The organism is Polaromonas sp. P4_F9, assembly GCF_056401235.1.
In genome coordinates this window covers 106,307-125,154 of the sequence record NZ_JBFUJT010000017.1, presented here as the reverse complement: position 1 = coordinate 125,154, position 18,848 = coordinate 106,307, and the positions used below count along the sequence as shown (strand labels likewise).

At 64.5% G+C, this 18,848-nt stretch carries 17 protein-coding genes; 12 read left to right on the top strand and 5 right to left on the bottom strand.

Annotated features, from left to right (window positions below; genetic code table 11):
• The first annotated feature begins 189 nt into the window (after positions 1-189).
• A complete protein-coding gene (locus tag AC1DUB_RS16315) occupies positions 190-405 on the top strand; it encodes a glycine zipper 2TM domain-containing protein (protein ID WP_477718485.1) in 216 nt (71 codons plus the stop codon).
• A gap of 237 nt (positions 406-642) precedes the next feature.
• Here the strand turns inward: AC1DUB_RS16315 and AC1DUB_RS16310 are convergent, their stop codons facing one another.
• Together AC1DUB_RS16310 and AC1DUB_RS16305 are read right to left on the bottom strand one after the other, a co-directional pair.
• Positions 643-2,127 (bottom strand): PhoX family protein, encoded by a 1,485-nt coding sequence (locus tag AC1DUB_RS16310; protein WP_477730392.1) that lies wholly within the window; start codon positions 2,125-2,127, stop codon positions 643-645.
• A 537-nt stretch (positions 2,128-2,664) separates the two neighbouring features.
• On the bottom strand, positions 2,665-3,693 hold the full coding sequence (locus tag AC1DUB_RS16305; RefSeq protein ID WP_477730391.1) for a PfkB family carbohydrate kinase: 1,029 nt from the start codon (positions 3,691-3,693) through the stop codon (positions 2,665-2,667).
• Between the two features lie 150 nt (positions 3,694-3,843).
• On the opposite strand from AC1DUB_RS16305, the gene AC1DUB_RS16300 reads away from it, so the two are divergent.
• The 5 genes from AC1DUB_RS16300 to AC1DUB_RS16280 all read left to right on the top strand — a co-directional run bounded on the left by AC1DUB_RS16300 (position 3,844) and on the right by AC1DUB_RS16280 (position 8,417).
• Positions 3,844-4,845: a substrate-binding domain-containing protein gene (locus AC1DUB_RS16300; RefSeq protein WP_477730390.1), complete on the top strand. Its 1,002-nt coding sequence runs from the start codon at positions 3,844-3,846 to the stop codon at positions 4,843-4,845.
• Positions 4,846-4,931: 86 nt separating this feature from the next.
• Positions 4,932-5,888, top strand: a complete 957-nt coding sequence (locus AC1DUB_RS16295) for an ABC transporter permease (RefSeq protein ID WP_477730389.1) — start codon at positions 4,932-4,934, stop codon at positions 5,886-5,888.
• Positions 5,888-6,697, top strand: coding sequence for an ATP-binding cassette domain-containing protein (locus AC1DUB_RS16290; RefSeq protein WP_477730388.1), 810 nt, complete (start codon positions 5,888-5,890; stop codon positions 6,695-6,697). Before AC1DUB_RS16295 ends, AC1DUB_RS16290 begins: the two co-directional genes overlap by 1 nt.
• A 26-nt stretch (positions 6,698-6,723) precedes the next feature.
• Positions 6,724-7,176, top strand: coding sequence for an RbsD/FucU family protein (locus tag AC1DUB_RS16285; protein ID WP_477718491.1), 453 nt, complete (start codon positions 6,724-6,726; stop codon positions 7,174-7,176).
• The gene (locus AC1DUB_RS16280; RefSeq protein ID WP_477730387.1) at positions 7,173-8,417 is read left to right on the top strand and encodes an ROK family transcriptional regulator; all 1,245 of its coding nucleotides are present in this window, start codon (positions 7,173-7,175) and stop codon (positions 8,415-8,417) included. The genes AC1DUB_RS16285 and AC1DUB_RS16280 overlap by 4 nt, the downstream gene beginning before the upstream one ends.
• A 21-nt stretch (positions 8,418-8,438) precedes the next feature.
• Here the strand turns inward: AC1DUB_RS16280 and AC1DUB_RS16275 are convergent, their stop codons facing one another.
• Complete coding sequence (locus AC1DUB_RS16275; protein WP_477730386.1) at positions 8,439-9,086, bottom strand: VTT domain-containing protein; 648 nt, start codon at positions 9,084-9,086, stop codon at positions 8,439-8,441.
• 75 nt (positions 9,087-9,161) lie between these two features.
• Positions 9,162-9,818, bottom strand: a complete 657-nt coding sequence (locus AC1DUB_RS16270; protein WP_477730385.1) for a hypothetical protein — start codon at positions 9,816-9,818, stop codon at positions 9,162-9,164.
• A gap of 187 nt (positions 9,819-10,005) precedes the next feature.
• Between AC1DUB_RS16270 and mutL the strand changes: the two genes are divergently transcribed.
• The 6 genes from mutL (at position 10,006) to AC1DUB_RS16240 (ending at position 17,674) form a co-directional block, all read left to right on the top strand.
• On the top strand, positions 10,006-11,928 hold the full coding sequence (gene mutL / locus AC1DUB_RS16265) for a DNA mismatch repair endonuclease MutL (protein WP_477730384.1): 1,923 nt from the start codon (positions 10,006-10,008) through the stop codon (positions 11,926-11,928).
• A 32-nt stretch (positions 11,929-11,960) separates the two neighbouring features.
• Positions 11,961-12,818 (top strand): alpha/beta hydrolase, encoded by an 858-nt coding sequence (locus tag AC1DUB_RS16260; protein WP_477730383.1) that lies wholly within the window; start codon positions 11,961-11,963, stop codon positions 12,816-12,818.
• 128 nt (positions 12,819-12,946) lie between these two features.
• Positions 12,947-14,206, top strand: coding sequence for a multidrug effflux MFS transporter (locus AC1DUB_RS16255; protein ID WP_477730382.1), 1,260 nt, complete (start codon positions 12,947-12,949; stop codon positions 14,204-14,206).
• Positions 14,184-15,209, top strand: a complete 1,026-nt coding sequence (gene miaA / locus AC1DUB_RS16250; RefSeq protein ID WP_477730381.1) for a tRNA (adenosine(37)-N6)-dimethylallyltransferase MiaA — start codon at positions 14,184-14,186, stop codon at positions 15,207-15,209. Before AC1DUB_RS16255 ends, miaA begins: the two co-directional genes overlap by 23 nt.
• A 100-nt stretch (positions 15,210-15,309) precedes the next feature.
• Positions 15,310-16,770 (top strand): mechanosensitive ion channel, encoded by a 1,461-nt coding sequence (locus AC1DUB_RS16245; protein ID WP_477730380.1) that lies wholly within the window; start codon positions 15,310-15,312, stop codon positions 16,768-16,770.
• 259 nt (positions 16,771-17,029) lie between these two features.
• Positions 17,030-17,674, top strand: a complete 645-nt coding sequence (locus tag AC1DUB_RS16240) for an ABC transporter ATP-binding protein (protein WP_477730379.1) — start codon at positions 17,030-17,032, stop codon at positions 17,672-17,674.
• Between the two features lie 94 nt (positions 17,675-17,768).
• On the opposite strand, the gene AC1DUB_RS16235 is transcribed toward AC1DUB_RS16240, so the two are convergent.
• Positions 17,769-18,740, bottom strand: a complete 972-nt coding sequence (locus AC1DUB_RS16235) for a threo-3-hydroxy-L-aspartate ammonia-lyase (RefSeq protein WP_477730457.1) — start codon at positions 18,738-18,740, stop codon at positions 17,769-17,771.
• Between the last annotated feature and the right edge of the window lie 108 nt (positions 18,741-18,848).

The following is an 18,848-nucleotide window of genomic DNA, read 5'->3' as shown; positions in this document are numbered from 1 at the left end:
CCACCGACGACCTGGCCGGGGGTTTGTGCAGTCCCAACCGACAGCCAGCGACGCCCCTCTCCTACAGCTCCAGACCCTTCGCCGCCCTACATTGAAGGTACAGGCAAACGCCAAGGCAAAGCAAAGCAACGTGAAGAGACATGGATGTCGGTCGTGAAAGAGCCTGAAACTCTTAACAAAGGTATCTCTATGAATGCGAAACTCTTGATGTCGGCGGTAGCGGCTTGCCTGATTGCCCTGACCGGTTGCGGAACCAATCCCACCAATGCCCAAATCGGTACCGCCACGGGTGCAGTCATTGGCGGCGTAGCCGGCAGTGCCGTGACCGGCGGAAGCACGATCGGAACAGTGGGCGGCGCTGCCGCAGGTGCGTTGATCGGTAACGAGATCGGCAAAAACCGCTAAATAACAAGCCGTTGCCCTGTTGACGCGCTGTTGCGGGGTAAGCCGGCCCGCCTGCAAGCACCTGATGAACGGGGCAGATGGGCGGGCCAGTTCAGAGCGGATGGATCAGCGGGTTGAGGATCCTCTCGCTGCCATATACACAAAAGACACAAAGACAAGACCCAAAGACACAAAGACACAAAGGCGGCTCCTGAATTTCAGCGAGTCGCCTTCTTCTTGTTTGCCAATCGACCAGCTTTACAGCGTGCCGCGCGCCCATGGTCCCCAGATCGCAAAGGTAATACCCGGTGTCTGGATGTTGACGAACAGCGTCTGTCCCTTGGCATCGAAACAGGCGCCTGCGAATTCGCGATCGCGGTAGTCTTCCGGCACAACTTTCTTGCCGGAGCTGGTGATGTCCTGCGGCGTCAGGATGACATTGTTTTTCGCAAAAATGTAGCTTGCGCCGTTTGACATCAGGCCCATCAGACGATCGCCGAATCCGAACTCGTCCGCCACGCCACCACCGTCTTCGCACAACAGCACGCCGCCGCGAGGGCTGACGGTGATGTTGTCGGGGTTGTTGCCCACAATAGCACTGCCGGACACGAAAACCGCCTTCAAACGCATCGTCGCCAGATCGAGCTCCCACACTGCACCCTCACCGCGTCCTGGCCGGCCGCCGGCATCCCTGCCCGTCGAGGTATCGACGAAATACATCTTGCGGTTGAAGTACCACGCACCTTCGCCGCGGCTCATACGCAGCGCGCCCTGGTCCCAGGCCTGCACAAAGGGGCCGGCAGCGAGGCCGGACGCATCCGGCACAAGGTACACCTGCGGGTCGGCGTCCGGATACTGGATGTTGACCCATTCCAGCTCGTACGTGTCACCCAGCGTTGCAACAATCAGGCTCGTTTTTGGTTGGCCTTTGACGCGCGCCGCCTGCAAAGTGCCGCCCTGCGCCAGAGCCCCCGGCTGCATGCTGGTATTGCGCGGGATAAAACGATACAGGCCCGACTTGTTGCGGTCATCCTGCGTCAGGTAAACAATGCTGGTGGCGGGATCGACTGCGACCGCTTCATGGCTGAAATGGCCCATTTCAACAATCGGCTGGCCTGTTGTCTGTGACGGGTCGGCTGTGACTTCGAAAACATAGCCGTGCTTTCTTCCGCCCACTGAAGTACGGTCCGCGATGGTTTCCTCGCAGGTCAGCCAGGTGCCCCATGGCGTGACGCCACCGGCACAGTTGACCAGCGTACCGCCAAGGCTCGGCACGGTGAGGGCCGGTTCCGAGGTGCCGTGCCGGAAAGTGATGTTGGTGGTTCCGCCTTGAACCTGGCTGCGGTCATACTGCGCGCCCGCACCGATGACTTCTGCGCCCTCACCCAGCTCGTGATTACGGATCAGCACGATTTCGGGGCCCTTTGGCCCGTTACGTTCTGCGACGACAGCCATACCGTCATGGCCGCGTGGCGTCGGCTGCCCGTTGGCCATCAGATCACCCGTCCATGACAGGCTGCGATAGCTGAATCCGGCGGGAAGCTGGAGCAGTTCCAACCCGGTACTCAGGTCCCTGCTTGGACGAATCGGACCATAAGGGCCGACGATCGATGATGGCGCTGGCTGCGCGGCGTCGGCGCGTTGTGCTGCAAAGGCCTGCAGCGTTGCGACGAACGGGATAGCGACAGCGGCCGTGCCGCCCTTCAAAAGACTGCGACGCGACGCATTGATGGTGTCTTCCATACGTTTCTCTCCGGGGTGTTTTTGGGACAATTCCCGATTCGATAAAAACACAGGCAGATGAAGTTGCTGTGACAGCATTGGCACCTCGCTGGCACCTCTTGTCAATGAAAGATCAACGCAAGATCAACGGAAGCACCCTGGCGCAATTGACAGTCACAATCGCTAAACGGACCACCGACGGACGACGGGATCGCGGCATCTGACCGTAGCGCTGCCCGCGAACCACCCCATTGATGAAAATCCCGTCATAGGGACATTGCCCGGGTTGACGCGCCCGGGTTATTTCTCACCCGCAGGCAAGGCCGGATTCACACAGGATTGCCGGAAACTTCAGCTTGCCGCACTGGCGTTGCGTCTGGCTTTCCACGCGCCATACAACACAAACAAGCCCGGAATCAAAATCATGGCCCAGATGATCTTGCCAGGTGCGTCTTCACAAACGGCACATTACCGAAAAAATAACCCGCCGTGACAATGGCGCCCACGCAGAGCGCCCCTCCCGCGATGTCGTACAGCGTGAATTCGCGGCGCGGCACATCAGGACCAGGCGCCGGGTAAGCCAAACGCGCAGGGCGCCTGCTTGACCCTGGCCTGCACTTGTACCCGTGTCGGCGGTACACAGCCGCGGCGCATGACGCAAAGGCTGGCGCTGGCAAGGGCATGCGCGAGCAGCCTGCGGCCCGCCGCGTCGTCCAGCGGCGCCCGCACAGCGGCAGCCGCAGCCAAGCCTCGCCCCATCTCATCTGGCGTTAGCAATGCGGCCAGCATGCCGGCTAGAAAGCAGTCGCCGGCACCCACGGTATCGACCACCTCCAGCGGTCGGGATTCGCGCGCCCGCCACTGCTGGCCGTCGCGCGTGAGCAGGCAGGCGCCCTGCGCACCGAGCGTCAGCACCAGCAGGCGGGCCGACGTCGCGTCCAGCAGGTGCTGGGCGCGCGCCAGCGCATCTCCTCCTGGCGTTGCGAGGTGCTCAAGGTCTTCGTCGCTGACCTTGAGCACGTCGGCCTGCTGCATCACGGCCTGGACATGGCGCCGGTACGGCTCCAGGTCCGGCATCACCGAGGGGCGCAGGTTGGCATCCACCACCACCAGCGTGCCCGCTTCACGCTGCGTGCGCAGCCAAGGCAGGTAGTGCTGGGCATCCTCCGGCGCCAGCGCCAGCGCCCCGGTGCAGACCATCTGCAGCGCCGGCGCTTGCCGGCACGACTGGATCAGCCGTTCCGCCGAGATCGCACGGTCCGCCACACCCTCACGGTAAAAGGCATAGTCGGGGTGACCCTTGTCGTCCACCCCCACCAGCGCCAGCGAGGTGCTTTGCATCACCGGCTGCGGATGGGCCAGCTGCACGCCGTCGCTGACGAGGGCCGCCGCCAGTTGGCGGCCGAAGCGGTCTCCCGACAGGGGGTTGAGGTAAAGCGTGCCAATGTCCTGTCTGGCCAGCGCCCGCGTCAGGTTGAAGACCGCGCCGCCAATGCAGGGCTCGTAGCGCCCGTCGGGCTGCAGGATCAAATCGATGAGCGCTTCGCCGGCCGTGGCCACCTGCGGAGTTTTATCAGGGTTTTCCATAATTAGAGGGTTTTCCATAACTAAAACAACTTGATTTAGTAACTACAGCGCCACTATAGTTCCCTCAAGCCCATTGGTAATGGGTACTTTCCCCCGGTCGCAAGCCCTGACCCCGACCATAGACATCAAATCAAGCCGGAGACAACTCGCATGAAACCAGCCATCGCCCGTACCGCCACCCGTCTCGCGCTGTCCAGCCTCGCGCTGGTCGCAGCCTCCGCATTCGCTGCGGGCGAGCCGGTGATCGGACTGATCACCAAAACCGAAACCAATCCCTTCTTTGTCAAAATGAAAGAAGGGGCCGAGGCCGAGGCCAAAAAACTCGGTGCCAAGCTGCTGACCGCGGCCGGAAAATCCGACGGCGACACCGCAGGCCAGATCACCGCCCTTGAAAACATGGCAGCTGCCGGTGCCAAGACCATTTTGATCACCGCCAGTGGCGATGCCATCGCCCCCACCGTCAAGAAACTGCAGGCCAAGGGCGTGCAGGTGATCGCGCTGGACAGCCCCTTTGCCGGCGCCGACGCGCTGTTTGCCACCGACAACTACCAGGCCGGCGTCCTGGTGGGTCAGTACGCCAGGGCGGCACTGGCCGGAAAACCCGCCCGGATTGTCACGCTCGACCTGCTGCCCGGCCATCCGGTGGGCGCACAGCGGCACAACGGCTTCATGAAGGGCTTTGGCCTGCCCGCGGCGGACGCCAAATCCAACGAACTCTCGCGGGACCCTGTCGTGGTGTGCATGGCCGACAGCTTTGGCGACCGGGCCAAGAGCCAGACCGCGATGGAAAACTGCCTGCAGAAAAATCCCGACATCAATGTGGTCTACACCATCAACGAGCCCGCCGCCGCCGGCGCCTTCAACGCGCTAAAGAAGGCCGGCAAGGAAAAAGGCGTCCTCATCCTGTCCGTCGATGGTGGCTGCCAGGGCATCAAGGACGCGGCGGCCGGCATGATCACCGCGACCTCGCAGCAATACCCGTTGAAGATGGCAGCATTGGGCGTGGCGGCAGGCGTGAAATACGCAAGGGACGGCCAGAAGTCCTCGGGCTACACCGACACCGGCGTCACCCTCATCTCGGCCAAGCCGGTCAGCGGCGTGGACAGCAAGGACATCAACACGGGCATGGAACTTTGCTGGGGCACCAAATGACCCGGCGATTGCCCGATGCAGGCCTTGAGTTGGCGGGACCGCCTGAGCGCGTCCCCGTTTCTTCCATCACTTCGAGGGGCTCACCGATGAATTCAACTTCACGCCACATCCCGTGGGGGGCTCTCGGCCCCTGGCTGGCCCTGCTGGCTACCTGCATCTTTTTTACCACCCAGTCAGACCGCTTCCTGACCGGTGAAAACCTGTCCCTGGTGCTGCAGCAGGTGATGGTTGTGGGCATCCTGGCCATCGGGCAGACCCTGATCATCCTGACTGCCGGCATCGACTTGTCCTGCGGCATGGTCATGGCACTGGGCAGCATGATCATGACCAAGTTCGCGGTGAACTACGGCATCAACCCTTACCTGGCCATCATCTGCGGACTAGCGGTGACCACCGGGTTTGGACTCATCAACGGCCTGCTGGTTACCCGCGTCAAGCTGCCCCCCTTCATCGTGACGCTGGGCACCCTGAACATCGCGTTTGCCATCACCCAGATTTACTCCAACGCGCAAATCATTTCCAACCTCCCGGATGAAATGACCGCCCTGGGCAACACCTTCAGCCTGGGCAGCACCGAAGTCAGCCTCGGGACGGTCACGATGATTGCCCTGTACGCCCTCGCATGGTTCGTGCTGCGGGACACCGCACCGGGCCGCCACCTATACGCCGTGGGCAACAACGCCGAAGCCGCGCGCCTGACCGGCATCCGGGTCGACCGTGTGCTGGTGACCGTGTATGCGCTGGCGGGCCTTTTTTACGGCATCGCTGCCCTGTTGTCGGTGGCGCGCACCGGCGTAGGCGATCCGAACGCGGGGCAAACCGAAAACCTGGATGCCATCACCGCCGTTGTATTGGGCGGCACCAGCCTGTTTGGCGGACGCGGCATCATCCTGGGCTCGCTGGTGGGTGCGGTGATTGTGGGCGTGTTCCGCAATGGCCTGACACTGATGGGCGTCGCCTCCGTTTATCAAACACTGATCACCGGCATTTTGGTGATTCTGGCAGTAGCAGCGGACCAAATGTCGCGCAAAGGGCCACGCTGATGGACACCAACACCTTGCTCAACACTTCAGCGCCTCTCATCATGCAGGCCAAGGGGCTGGTCAAACGCTATGGCCAGGTGACTGCGCTGGACGGCACCGACTTCGAGCTGCGCGCCGGTGAAATCCTGGCCGTGATCGGCGACAACGGCGCCGGAAAATCGTCGCTGATCAAGGCACTCTCGGGCGCCACCATACCCGACGAAGGCGAGTTGCTGCTGGACGGCAAGGTGGTGCGCTTCAAGTCGCCCATCGATGCACGCCGGGCCGGGATAGAGACCGTGTACCAGGACCTGGCCGTCGCCCCTGCCATGAGCATTGCCGAAAACCTGTTCCTGGGCCGCGAGCTCATCAAGCCCGGAGCCCTGGGCAGACTGCTGCGCCTGCTCGACAAAAAGCAGATGCTGGAGCAGGCCATTGCCCGCATGCAGGAGCTCAAGGTCGGGATTCGATCGATGACGCAAGCGGTGGAGACACTCTCCGGCGGCCAGCGCCAGTGCGTGGCCGTGGCGCGCGCCGCTGCCTTCGCGCAGCATGTGGTGATCATGGACGAGCCCACGGCAGCGCTGGGCGTGAAGGAAGGCAACATGGTGCTGGAGCTGATCCGCCGGGTTCGCGACAAGGGCCTGCCCGTGATTTTGATCAGCCACAACATGCCGCATGTATTCGAAGTGGCCGACCGCATCCACATCCAGCGCCTGGGTCGCCGTGCGGCAGTCGTCAACCCCAGGACCATCAGCATGAGCGATACCGTGGCCGTGATGACGGGCGCCAAGACGGCCGGAGAACTGCCGGAGGCCGCGCTTGCCTGAGCTCAACGCACCCATGAGGTTCCCCCATGCTTAAGGGCATCGACCCCCTGCTCACACCCGAGCTGCTCAAGCTGCTGGCCGAAATGGGCCACGACGATGCGCTCGTGCTGGCCGATGCCAACTTCACGGCAATGAGCCTGGGAGAAGGCAAGCCCGTGCTGCGCCTGCCCGGCCACGGCATGGCGCGGACGGCGCAGGCCGTGATCTCCCTGCTGCCTCTGGCCGAAGATGTGGACCACCCGGTGGCCTACATGCAGGTCAGTGGTACCGAGGCACCTTATTGCTCGGGATTGCAGCGCGAGGTGCTGGCGCAGCTGGCGCCGAACCTGCTGGCGCACCAGCAGGCCGAAGCCATCGAACGCCATGCCTTCTATGACCGGGTGCGCCGGGCCTATGCCATCGTGGTGACAGGTGAGCTGCAGCCCTTTGGCAACTTCATCCTGCGCAAGGGCGTGATCGGCGAGAATCTGCGGCCATGACACGAGCCAGTGCTTCACCCGCCCCTGGGGCCATTTCCCCTGCGCCGCCGCGCTTGCTGCGTCCGCGCGGCTCCAACCAGGTGGGCATGCGCCAGTTCAACGAGCGCGTGGTGCTGCAGGCCCTGCGCTTGCATGGCAGCCTGCCCAAGGCCGACCTGGCCCGCCTGACCGGTCTGACCGCCCAGACCATAGGGCTGATCACGGCCCGGCTCGAGGAAGACGGCCTGTTGATCCGTCAGGACCGCGTGCGTGGACGCATCGGCCAGCCCTCGGTGCCCCTGGCGCTGAATCCGGACGGCGCCTTTTCTGTCGGTATCAAGATAGGCCGGCGCAGCACCGACTCCCTGCTGGTGGACTTCACCGGCAAAGTCCGGCAGCGGCTGTCGGTGACCTACCCTTTTCCCGAGGCCGGTACGCTGATTCCCACCATAGGCCAGCACCTGCGCACCCTGCGCGAGCAGCTCGGCCCGCTGACCCCGCGCCTGGTCGGGGTCGGCGTCGCCGCACCGTTCCAGTTCGGCGGCTGGCACCGGATGCTGGGGCTGTCGGACGACCAGTCGGACGCCTGGAACCGCATCGACCTGGGCACTGAAGTCCAGGCCATGGCCGACCTGCCGGTGAACTTTGCCAAGGACACGTCGGCCGCCTGCGTGGCCGAACTGGTGGCCGGCCGCGGACGCGACCTGAAGAGTTTTCTGTACCTGTTTGTGGACACCTTTGTTGGCGGGGGCCTGGTCATCAACTCCCACCCCCATGCCGGTATCCATGGCAACGCCGGTGCCGTGGCCTCGTTACCCCTGCAGGTGGCGCAGGGGCCCGACGCGCCGCCCCAACTGATCAGCCATGCCTCGCTGTGGGAGCTGGAGCAGCGCCTGGTGGCACACGGGCTGGACCCGGCCGCGGCCTACGACGAGCGGGCCCTGCAGCCCCCGTTTGACCAGGAGACCAGCGCCTGGGTGGCCAGCGCCGCGAATGCGATGGCCCACTGCGTGGTCAGCGCCACGGCCTTTCTGGACATTGATGCCGTGGTGATGGACGGCTCGTTCTGCCGGCCCCTGTTGCTGCAGCTGATCGAGCGCACCCGTGAAGCCTTGGGCCGCTACAACTGGGAAGGCCTGTGGCCAGCCACGGTGATCGCCGGCGACATGGGCCCGGACGCCCGCGCGCTGGGCGGCGCCCTGCTGCCGTTGCACGCCAACTTTGCACCCGATCCGGACCTGTTTCTCAAGGTCGGCGGCTGAGCCGGGCCAAGCCGGGGTGCATCAGGCCTGCGATGCTTGGCGGCGGGCCTTCCAGGCGCCAAACAGGACAAACAAGCCCGGAATCAGGATCATGGCCCAGATAATCTTGTCCAGGTGCGTCTTCACAAACGGCACATTACCGAAAAAATAACCCGCTGTAACAATGCCACCCACCCAGAGCGCTCCTCCCGTGATGTCGTACAGCGTGAACTTGCTGCGCGTCATCTGCGACACACCGGCCACGAAAGGGGCAAAAGTCCGCAGAAAAGGCATGAAACGCGCCGCAATGATGGTGATGCCGCCATAGCGCTCGTAAAAGGCGTGAGCCTGGTTAAACGCCTTTTTGTTGAAAAATTTTGAATCTTCCCACTGGAAGACCTTGGGGCCGAAATAATGACCGAGCGTGTAATTGGACTGGTTGCCCAGCACCGCTGCCGCAAACAGCAGCCCCAGCGTCAGCGGATAGCTCATCAGGCCCACGCCGCACATCGCGCCCACCACAAACAGCAGTGAATCGCCGGGCAAAAACGGCATGACCACCACGCCGGTTTCCACAAAAATAATCAGGAATAACAGGGCGTAGACCCATGCACCATAGCTGGTGACAAAGACTTCCAGATGCTTGTCGACGTGAAGGATGAAATCGATGAGAAAGGTAACTAGTTCCATGCCGGCGATTTTGACAGGTATGAAACCGTCCCCACGGGCGGATCGGCGCAGCCGGCTGGTGCCGGAACCCGGGCTTCAGCGGCCGCCGGCCCGCGTCATGACATGCACAAGCCCCTTGCCGGGCACATAGATATAGCCATAGCTCAGGCCGCTGCTGGTTTTCCAGCCGTACTGCACGGCGCCAGGCACGCCCTCATACGTGCACGAGAGTTTTTCAATTTCGACCGTCGAGGTCTCGTTGCGCACGCCTCGCGGCGAAAAATAGGTGGTGTTGTAGCGGCGCGTCTGGCCTTGCGCCCACACCCCGACCGGAAACTTGCCTTCATTGACGGCGTTGCCAAAACGCTGGTCGTACACGCGGCCAATCGCCGTGCGGTCGGGCGTCAGCGCAAAACGCTCGTGCGCACGCGGCACCTTGCGCTCGTAGATTTCATACACCGTGCCGCCCTGCCCCTCCCATGACATGGGCCCTTTGAGCGCGGCTTCACCCTTGCCCAGCGAGCCGTCCGGCAGCTCGTCCACAAAAGGGTACGCCCGGTCGACCGGCGCAAAAACCAGTTCGCGGGTTTCGGTCATCGGGTTGCCGGTGAGCAGCTCCACGGGCAAAAAACGCTCCTTGACACTTTCGTCGTGCACGCACACAGGCGCCTGGGCGCTTTGCGCCAGGGCCGCCGTGCCGGCAAGCAGGAGCAGGGGGATCAAGGCTGTGGGAACAAGTAGTTTTGACGACATGGCTTCCTTGGATTCTTGGAGTTAGCAGGCAGGCTTGCAGGGCTGCAAACTGCGTCAGTTTGCAGGCAACAGAATATTACAACTTACGCAAGCAAGCCCTTAATGCCCAGCCCTTGGTCCCTTGGTGTTAGCCAGGCTCTGCAGCCCTCTCCCATCGAAAAATAGTCACCATCTAAAATCCCAGGCAATGAGCACTCCGACCACCCGCCGCCCCATCCGTGAACTTCCCGATGAGCTGATCAGCCAGATTGCGGCGGGCGAAGTGGTCGAGCGCCCTGCCTCTGTGGTGCGCGAGCTGGTGGACAACGCGCTGGACGCGGGAGCCACGCAAGTGACGGTGCGGCTGCTGGCGGGCGGCGTGCGGCTGATTCTGGTGGAAGACGACGGCCAGGGCATTCCGCGCGAGGAATTGCCGGTCGCCCTGCGGCGCCACGCCACCAGCAAGATCGCCTCGCTGCAGGACCTTGAGGCCGTGGGCACCATGGGCTTTCGCGGCGAGGCGCTGGCCGCCATCAATTCGATTGCCGACATGAGCCTGCTGTCGAGAACGGATGAGGCTGAGCATGCCTGGCAGCTCGACGGCCGCACCGGCGAACTACAACCGGCGCCGCGCGCGCGCGGGACCAGCGTGGAGGTGCGCGAGCTCTTTTACGCCACCCCGGCACGCCGCAAGTTTTTGAAAACCGACGCCACCGAACTGGCCCACTGCATTGAAGCCGTGCGCCGCCATGCGCTGGTGCGGCCCGACGTCGGCTTTGCCATCTGGCACGAGGGCAAGCTGGTCGAACAATGGCGCGCCTGCCACGGCGAGCCGGCCGCGGCCCACGCGCAGCGTCTGGCCGATGTGCTGGGCAGCGACTTTGTCGAGCAATCCGTCGCGGTCCATTACGAAAGCGCGGCGCGGCGGGCCGACGGGCTGCCCGCGGTGCGCGTGTGGGGCCGCGCCGGCATTCCGGATGCCGCGCGCTCGCGGGCCGACCAGCAGTTTGCCTATGTCAATGGCCGCTATGTACGCGACAAGGTGCTGACCCATGCGGCGCGCAGCGCCTATGAAGACGTGCTGCACGGCCATCGCCAGCCGGTGTATGCGCTGTATGTCGAGATGGATCCGGCCCGCGTCGACGTGAACGTGCACCCGACCAAAATCGAAGTGCGCTTTCGCGACAGCCGCGAGGTGCACCAGGCGGTGCGCCACGCAACCGAAAACGCGCTGGCCGCGCCGCGCTCGGCTGCTGCGGCCGGCCCCGACGGCGCTGCAGCCGAAGCGGCCTTCCCGCCGGTTTCCGGCGAATCTTCAGCATCAGGCTTCGGCAGTCCCGGTTTTGCCCAGAAATCGTGGGCACGGCCAGCTATCAATTTCGCAGCAAACGGCGGCAGCCGTGCGTCGGACTTCGAAGCCATGTGGCCCGCGCCAATGCAGCCGGGCGGCCCAACGGCAAGCAACAGCTTTTCACCCTCGCCCGTCAGCCCCTCCGCAGCCTATTCTGCTGGCCCGGTAGACGGCCTGCCGCCCGGCGACTGGCCGCTGGGCCGCGCCATCGCCCAGCTGCAGGGCATTTACGTGCTGGCCGAGAACGCGCAGGGCCTGGTCATTGTGGACATGCACGCGGCTCACGAGCGCATCGTCTACGAGCGGCTGAAAAACCAGATGGACAGCAGCGAAGGCGCCCGCATCGCCAGCCAGCCCCTGCTGATTCCGGCCACCTTTGCCGCCAGCCCGCAGGAAGTGGCCACCGCCGAAGCCTGCATCGAAACGCTGGCCACCCTGGGCCTGGAAATCACGCCGTTTTCCCCCAGGACCCTGGCTGTGCGTGCGGTGCCGACCAGCCTGGCGCAGGGGGACGCTGTGGAGCTGGCCCGCAGCGTGCTGGCCGAGCTGGCCCAGCACGACGCCAGCACCGTGATCCAGCGGGCCCAGAATGAGCTGCTCTCCACCATGGCCTGCCACGGCGCCGTGCGCGCCAACCGCAAGCTCACGACGGACGAAATGAACGCCCTGTTGCGCCAGATGGAGGCCACCGAGCGTTCCGACCAGTGCAACCACGGTCGGCCCACCTGGCGGCAGGTGAGCATCCGGGAGCTGGACGCCCTGTTTCTGCGCGGGCGCTGAACTTTCCGACCGCCAACGTATCAGTTACCTTCATGAAACGCTGGCACCTCTTCGCTACCTTCTGCACGGCGCTGGCGCTGGTGGCCGGCTGCGCCACGCTCGACGAAAAGCAGCGCGACTGGATTTTCCAGCCCAGCGACCGTACCTGGAGCGGAGGCGCCGCAGCCGCCGAGGGCATGGAGGACGTCTGGATCAAATTCAACTCCAGGATCAACGACCAGAACATCCGCCTTCATGGGCTGTGGCTGCCCGCCGACACGGACAGGGACAGGCCGGCAGCCGGCGAAGCACCGGTCATGCTTTACCTGCACGGCGCGCGTTACAACGTCACCGGCTCCGCCCCGCGCGTGCGGCGCATGCAGGAACTGGGCTTTTCGGTGCTGGCCATCGACTACCGCGGCTTTGGCAAAAGCACCCACGAGCTGCCTTCCGAGGCATCGGCCTACGAAGACGCCCGCGCCGCCTGGGACTGGCTGGCGCAAAAGTACCCGAACCGGCCCCGCTATATCTTCGGCCACTCGCTGGGCGGGCCCATTGCCATCAACCTGGCCAACGAAGTCACCGATGAAAGCGGCACGATCGTCGAAGGCACCTTCACCTCGATTGCCGACGTGGTGAGTAGTTCCAAATGGGGCTGGATGCCGCTGTCCCTGCTGATCACCCAGCGCTTTGAAGCCGTGCGCAAGGTGGGACAGATCGGTTCTCCCCTGCTGGTGGTCCATGGTGGTGAAGACCGCCTGATCCTGCCTGATCTCGGGCGCAAGCTGTTTGACGCAGCGGCCGAGCCCAAGCTGTTCATGCTGGTCGAGGGCGGCTCGCACCACAACACCAACCAGGTCGGCCAGCCGCAATACCGGCAGGCGCTGGCACAGCTTTTCCATCTGCAATAAGCCGGCCGCGAAACGCCTGCCGGCATGGCTGCGGCACGTAAGGCCGCGCGTAGGGCCGCGTACACGGTGGCGCGTACGGCGGCGGTCAATCTGATACCCTCAGACGGATGCCTGTCTCCTCCCGAAAAATGTCTTCCAATGCTGCGCCGGCCGCTGCCGCCAGCGCGGTAGCGTCGCCGTCCATGTCGGCCGGCCTGATCGTGCTTATTTTGTCGATGCTGCTGGGCATCCAGCCGGTCACCACTGACCTGTACCTGCCGGCGCTGCCGGCGCTGACCGAAGGCTTTGGCGCCCCGATGTCGCAGGCGCAGCTCACGCTCAGTGCGCTGCTGCTGGCTTTCGGCGTCTCCCAGCTGATCTGGGGCCCGCTCTCCGACCGCTTTGGGCGGCGCCCCATCCTGTTGTGGGGCCTGGCCACTTACACGCTGGCCTCGATCGGCAGCACGCTGGCGCCTTCCATGGCGCTGCTGATCGTCTGGCGTGTTGTGCAGGGCGCGGCCATGGGCGCTGTCGTGATGTGCGCGCGCGCCATCATCCGGGACCTGTACCAGCCGCAGGAAGGCGCCCGCATCATGTCCAAGGGCCTGAGCGGCCTGGGTGTGCTGGCCTGCGTCAGCGCGCCGCTGGGCGGCCTGCTGTCGGAGTTTTGGGGCTGGCGCGTCGCGCTGATGGCCGTGGCCGTATTTGGCGCCTGCACCCTGACGCTGGTCGCCCTGCGCTTTGAAGAAACCCTGCGGCAGAAAAACCCGCGGGCGCTGCATCCCGCCACGCTGCGCCACACGTGGATGCATATCCTCGGCAACCCCACCTTTCTGGTGTTCTCGGCGCTGTCCGCCGCCTCGTATGGCGGGCTGTTCACCTTTCTCGCCACGTCCTCATTTGTTTTCATCAAGGTGCTGGGGCTGAGCAAAATGCAGTACGGCCTGGTGATGTTTTCCATGTGCTTTTGCTACCTGGCGGGCACCTTTATCTGCCGCCGCCTGCTGCCGCGTTTTGGCGTGCGCAAGTCGGTGGCGATTGCGGCAGGCCTGAGCCTGGCGGGCGGCACGCTGATGGGCGTCTGTGCCTGGGCCGGCCTGCACAACGTCTGGGCCATCATGCTGCCCTACTACCTCTTCATGCTGGCCCACGGCGTGCACCAGCCCTGCGGCCAGAGCGGCGCGGTGGGGCCCTTCCCGCACGCGGCAGGCGCGGCCTCGGCCATGAACGGCTTCCTGATGATGGTGGTGGCCTTTGGCATGGGCGGCTGGCTGGGCACACACATGGATGGCACCGTCCTGCCGCTGACCAACGGCATATGGTTCTGGAGCATCCTGATTGCCGCCAGCGCCTGGACCGTGGTGCAGAAATACGGAGAGCCTGCCCATGAGGCCGCCGCCAAACCCTGACGTGAAACCGGAGACAAGCGTGGGGGCCACATACATTGCACTCGCCGGGCCAACAGCCTCCGGCAAAACGGCCGCCGCCATGGCCATTGCGCGGCAGCATGACGTCGAGATCATCAGCGTCGATTCGGCACTGGTCTACCGCGGCATGGACATCGGCACCGCCAAACCCACGGTCGATGAACTCGCTGCCGTGCCGCATCACCTGATCAATATCCGCGACCCCCTGCAGGCCTATAGCGCCGCCGAGTTCGTGGCCGATGCCCGGCACCTGATCAACGACATTGCCGCGCGCGGCAAGCTGCCGCTGCTGGTGGGCGGCACCATGCTGTATTTCAAGGCGCTGTTCGACGGCCTGGACGACATGCCCAAGGCCGACCCGACGGTGCGCGCCGAACTGGCCAGCGAAGCCGCCGCCAAAGGCTGGCCTGCGCTGCATGCCGAGCTGGCAACCGTTGACCCGGTCACCGCCGCCCGGCTGGCCCCCCATGACTCACAGCGCATCTCGCGCGCGCTGGAAGTGTTCCGGGTGTCCGGGCAGCCGCTGTCGTTCTTTCACCAGCAAAACGCCGCAAAAACCATAGTTGATGACGGTCGGGAAGAAAGGACTGAAATCCTTATTTCCCTTGAACCTCAAGAGCGCAGCTGGCTGCACCACCGCATTGCCGAGCGCTTTGACGCGATGCTGGCGGCCGGCTTTGTCGATGAAGTCAAAGCCCTGCGCGCGCGCGGCGACCTGACACCGGACTTGCCGTCCATGCGCTGCGTCGGTTACCGCCAGGCCTGGGAATTACTGGATGCACAGGAGGTGTGCAGCCCTGGCGGCAGCTTCCCGATGAACGAGCTGCGCGACAAGGGCATCATTGCCACGCGCCAGCTGGCCAAGCGCCAGATCACCTGGCTGCGCTCCATGCCGCAACGCCAGATCATCGCCTGCGATACCGACCAGGCGCTGCCGCTGGTTCTGCAGGCAGTGGCTCAACACATCGAAAAGTACAGCCGATAGCACCGGCTTGCTTGTGGTGACCGCCGGTGCCAGAATGAGGCGCGCGTCCGGCGCGCGAGTCTTGCCTGCCTCAAGTAATAACAACCAAGGAGAGCGCATCATGGACCTGTCAACCTTCGTCACCTCGCTGCAAGCCAGCCTGGGCGCGAATCTCCCCAAAGTCCTCGGCGCTGTCGCCATCCTGGCCCTGGGCTGGCTGCTGGCTGTTGCAGCGCGCGCGGGCATGCGCAGGCTGCTGCGGCTGCTCAAGGTCAATACCCGCGTCGAGGAAAGTACGGGCGTGCAACTCGATGCTGAATCGCCGGTGGCAGTGGGCGTGTTCTGGCTGATCCTGCTGGCCACGCTGGTCGCCGTGCTCAATGTGCTGGACCTGTCGCTCCTGACCAACCCCTTCGCCGCCATGATGGGCGACATCATCGGTTACCTGCCCAAGCTGCTCGCCGGGGCCGTGCTGTCATTGGTAACCTGGCTGCTCGCCACCGTGCTGCGCGCGCTGGCTGCCCGGGCGCTTGCCGCCACGACACTCGATGAAAAGCTCTCCACCGAGGCCGGCATGGCGCCCATGAGCCGGAACGTGGGCAATGTGCTGTTCTGGCTGGTGATTCTCATGCTACTGCCGGCCATCCTGAACGCCTTCCAGCTCAATGCCCTGCTCGAACCTGTGATCGGCATGCTCAACAAGCTGCTGGCCATGGTGCCCAACGCGTTCGCAGCCCTGCTGATCGGCGGCGTGGGCTACATCGTGGCCCGCGTGCTGCGCGGCCTGGTGACCAACCTGCTGGCAGCGGCCGGCGCCGACAGCCTGAACCAGCGGGTCGGGCTCGATAGCTCCATTCGCCTGTCGGCCCTGGCGGGCACACTGGTCTTTATCTTCGTGTTCGTGCCCTCGCTGATCGCTGCGCTCGACGCGCTCAAGATCGATGCCGTGTCGCGTCCGGCCTCGCAAATGCTCGACCTGATGTTTGCCGCTGTGCCGCACATCGTGGCGGCGGCCGTGATCCTGCTGCTGACCTGGTACATCGCGCGCTTCGCTTCGCGCCTGCTGGCCAGCCTGATGGAAAGCGCCGGAGTCGACAACCTGCCGCAAAAAATGGGCATACAGCATGTGCTGTCGGGTGCCGCCCGGCCCTCGCGCCTGGCGTCGGCGCTCCTGATGTTCTTTGCCATGCTGTTCGCCGCCACCGAGGCCGCCAGCCAGCTCGGTTTCGGCCAGATGCGGAACATGGTGTCCTCCTTCATCGGGTTCGCTGCGGATGTGCTGCTGGGCGGCGCCATCCTGGCCGTCGGTTTCTGGATTTCCAACCTGGCCTATGACGCCATCCACAAGGCCGGCGGCAAACACGCGGCCGGCCTCGCAGAGATTGCCCGCATTGGCATCCTGGGCCTGGTGATCGCCATGGGGCTGCGCGCCATGGGCCTTGCCAACGAAATCGTGCAACTGGCCTTCGGCCTGACGCTGGGCGCGGTGGCCGTTGCCGTGGCGCTGTCGTTCGGGTTGGGCGGCCGCGAGGCCGCAGGCAAGCTGGCAACGCGTTGGCTGGAGCGCTGGTACAGGGATTAGCCCCCACGTTCGCTCACTTCGTGTAGCTCTCTGCCCCCCGAGGGGGCGCTGCGCCTGCGGCCCGGCGAAGCCGGTTCCGCGGCCCCTGCTGGGTTGGAGAGCCCCCACGGTCGCTCGCTGCGTGTAGCTCCCTGCCTCCCGAGGGGGCGCTGCGCCTGCGGCCTGGCCCTTCGACAGGCTCAGGACAGGCCAAGGCCGGTTCCGCGGCCCCGGCTGGTGGAAGCGCTCTCACCCCGTTCACTGCGGGTAGCATAGGGCGATGCTGCAGGTCCGCAATCTCGCCAAACGGTATGTTGAAACCCCGGTGTTCACCGGCGTTTCGTTCGATGTCGCACCCGGCGAGTTTGTCGCCATCATCGGCGAGTCGGGCGTGGGCAAGTCCACGCTGCTGAACTGCATGGCCGGGCTGGACACCTGGGATGAGGGCTCGGTGTGGCTCAATGGCACAGATCTGGGCACGCTGACCGATGACCAGCGCGCGCTGCTGCGCCGCAGGCACGTCGGTTTTGTGTTCCAGGCCTTTCATGTGCTGCCACACCTGGACGTGGCGCAAAACGTCGCACTGCCGCTGCTGCTGCTGGGCCAGCCCGATGACGCCCGGGTGCAGGCCATGCTCGATGCGGTCGGCCTTGCTGGCCTGGGCAAGCGACTGCCGCAGCAATTGAGCGGCGGGCAACTTCAGCGCGTGGCAATTGCCCGGGCGCTGGTGCACCGCCCCACCCTGCTGCTGGCCGATGAGCCCACCGGCAACCTCGACCCCACAACCGCCGCGAAAGTAATGGATGCGCTGATTGCGCAAACCCGCCAACATGGCGCCTCGCTGGTCCTGGTCACCCATTCGGAGGCGGCCGCTGCACGGGCGGACCGCAGACTGCACTTGAGCGCCGGCGGCATCAAGGCTTGATTGCCGCCGGGGAGGAAGTTGAACGGGTTTACGTTGATGTTGACGTTGCGCTGATCAAAACCGCATTTTCAGCGCGCGGCGGCCCAGGGATTCATCAGCGTGCAGTCAGCAGCTCCGCGTAGCGCGCCAGGTCGACGTTGCCGCCGCTCACAATGACACCAACACGCCTGCCCTTGAGGGCCGCGTCCGCTTCAAGCGCCGCACAGGCCCCGGCAAACGCCAGGCAACCCGTAGGCTCTACCACCATCTTCATGCGCTCGGCAAAAAAGCGCATGGCCTCGACCAGCTGCGCGTCACTCACGGTAAGGATGTCATCGACATCCCGCCGGATGATGCCGAAGGTGTACTGGCCCAGGTGCTGGGTCTGCGCGCCATCGGCAATGGTTTTGGGCGTCTCGATATGCACAATCCGGCCCGCACGCAGCGACTGCTGGCCATCGTTGCCGGCTTCGGGCTCCACGCCATACACCTTGCATTGCGGCGCCAGGGCCCGCGCCGAAAGCGCCGAGCCGCTGGTCAGTCCGCCACCGCCCAGGCACACGTACAGGTCGTCGAGCGGGCCGGTCTCTTCAAGCAGTTCCTTGGCGGCCGTACCCTGGCCGGCAATCACGTCGGGATGGTCATAGGGCGGAATCAGGGTCATGCCCCGCTCGGCCGCAAGCCGCTGCGTGAGCACCTCGCGGTCTTCGCTGAAGCGGTCGTACAACACCACCTCGGCGCCGTAACCGCGCGTCGCGGCCAGCTTGGCGGCCGGCGCGTCCTGCGGCATCACGATCAGCGCGGGCATGCCGAGCAGCCGCGCCGACAGCGCCACCGCCTGTGCATGGTTGCCCGAGGAAAATGCGATAGCCCCGGCCCGGCGCTGTCCCGCGTCGAACTTTGACAGCGCATTAAACGCACCGCGAAACTTGAACGCCCCCATGCGCTGGAAGTTTTCGCACTTGAAGAAGAACTGCGCGCCCCAGCGGGCATCGGCCGTGGCAGATGTCAGCACCGGCGTGCGGTGCGCATGGCCCTCCAGCCGCGCAGCGGCGGCGAGGACATCGTCGTAAACAGGAAGTTGCAGCATGACAGAAGCGCTTTCGTTCGAATAGGGCGGGAAGAGGAAGAGCCACAAGGGCCACAAGGAAAAAACAACAGCGTACCAGTTCCGTCGTATACCTGAACGCGCCTC

Bases quoted from the DNA above. Each gene is read 5' to 3' on its own strand.
- AC1DUB_RS16315 (WP_477718485.1), top strand. From the start codon at position 190: ATGAATGCGAAACTCTTGATGTCGGCGGTAGCGGCTTGCCTGATTGCC.
- AC1DUB_RS16310 (WP_477730392.1), bottom strand. From the start codon at position 2,127: ATGGAAGACACCATCAATGCGTCGCGTCGCAGTCTTTTGAAGGGCGGC.
- AC1DUB_RS16305 (WP_477730391.1), bottom strand. From the start codon at position 3,693: ATGGAAAACCCTGATAAAACTCCGCAGGTGGCCACGGCCGGCGAAGCG.
- AC1DUB_RS16300 (WP_477730390.1), top strand. From the start codon at position 3,844: ATGAAACCAGCCATCGCCCGTACCGCCACCCGTCTCGCGCTGTCCAGC.
- AC1DUB_RS16295 (WP_477730389.1), top strand. From the start codon at position 4,932: ATGAATTCAACTTCACGCCACATCCCGTGGGGGGCTCTCGGCCCCTGG.
- AC1DUB_RS16290 (WP_477730388.1), top strand. From the start codon at position 5,888: ATGGACACCAACACCTTGCTCAACACTTCAGCGCCTCTCATCATGCAG.
- AC1DUB_RS16285 (WP_477718491.1), top strand. From the start codon at position 6,724: ATGCTTAAGGGCATCGACCCCCTGCTCACACCCGAGCTGCTCAAGCTG.
- AC1DUB_RS16280 (WP_477730387.1), top strand. From the start codon at position 7,173: ATGACACGAGCCAGTGCTTCACCCGCCCCTGGGGCCATTTCCCCTGCG.
- AC1DUB_RS16275 (WP_477730386.1), bottom strand. From the start codon at position 9,086: ATGGAACTAGTTACCTTTCTCATCGATTTCATCCTTCACGTCGACAAG.
- AC1DUB_RS16270 (WP_477730385.1), bottom strand. From the start codon at position 9,818: ATGTCGTCAAAACTACTTGTTCCCACAGCCTTGATCCCCCTGCTCCTG.
- mutL (WP_477730384.1), top strand. From the start codon at position 10,006: ATGAGCACTCCGACCACCCGCCGCCCCATCCGTGAACTTCCCGATGAG.
- AC1DUB_RS16260 (WP_477730383.1), top strand. From the start codon at position 11,961: ATGAAACGCTGGCACCTCTTCGCTACCTTCTGCACGGCGCTGGCGCTG.
- AC1DUB_RS16255 (WP_477730382.1), top strand. From the start codon at position 12,947: ATGTCTTCCAATGCTGCGCCGGCCGCTGCCGCCAGCGCGGTAGCGTCG.
- miaA (WP_477730381.1), top strand. From the start codon at position 14,184: ATGAGGCCGCCGCCAAACCCTGACGTGAAACCGGAGACAAGCGTGGGG.
- AC1DUB_RS16245 (WP_477730380.1), top strand. From the start codon at position 15,310: ATGGACCTGTCAACCTTCGTCACCTCGCTGCAAGCCAGCCTGGGCGCG.
- AC1DUB_RS16240 (WP_477730379.1), top strand. From the start codon at position 17,030: ATGCTGCAGGTCCGCAATCTCGCCAAACGGTATGTTGAAACCCCGGTG.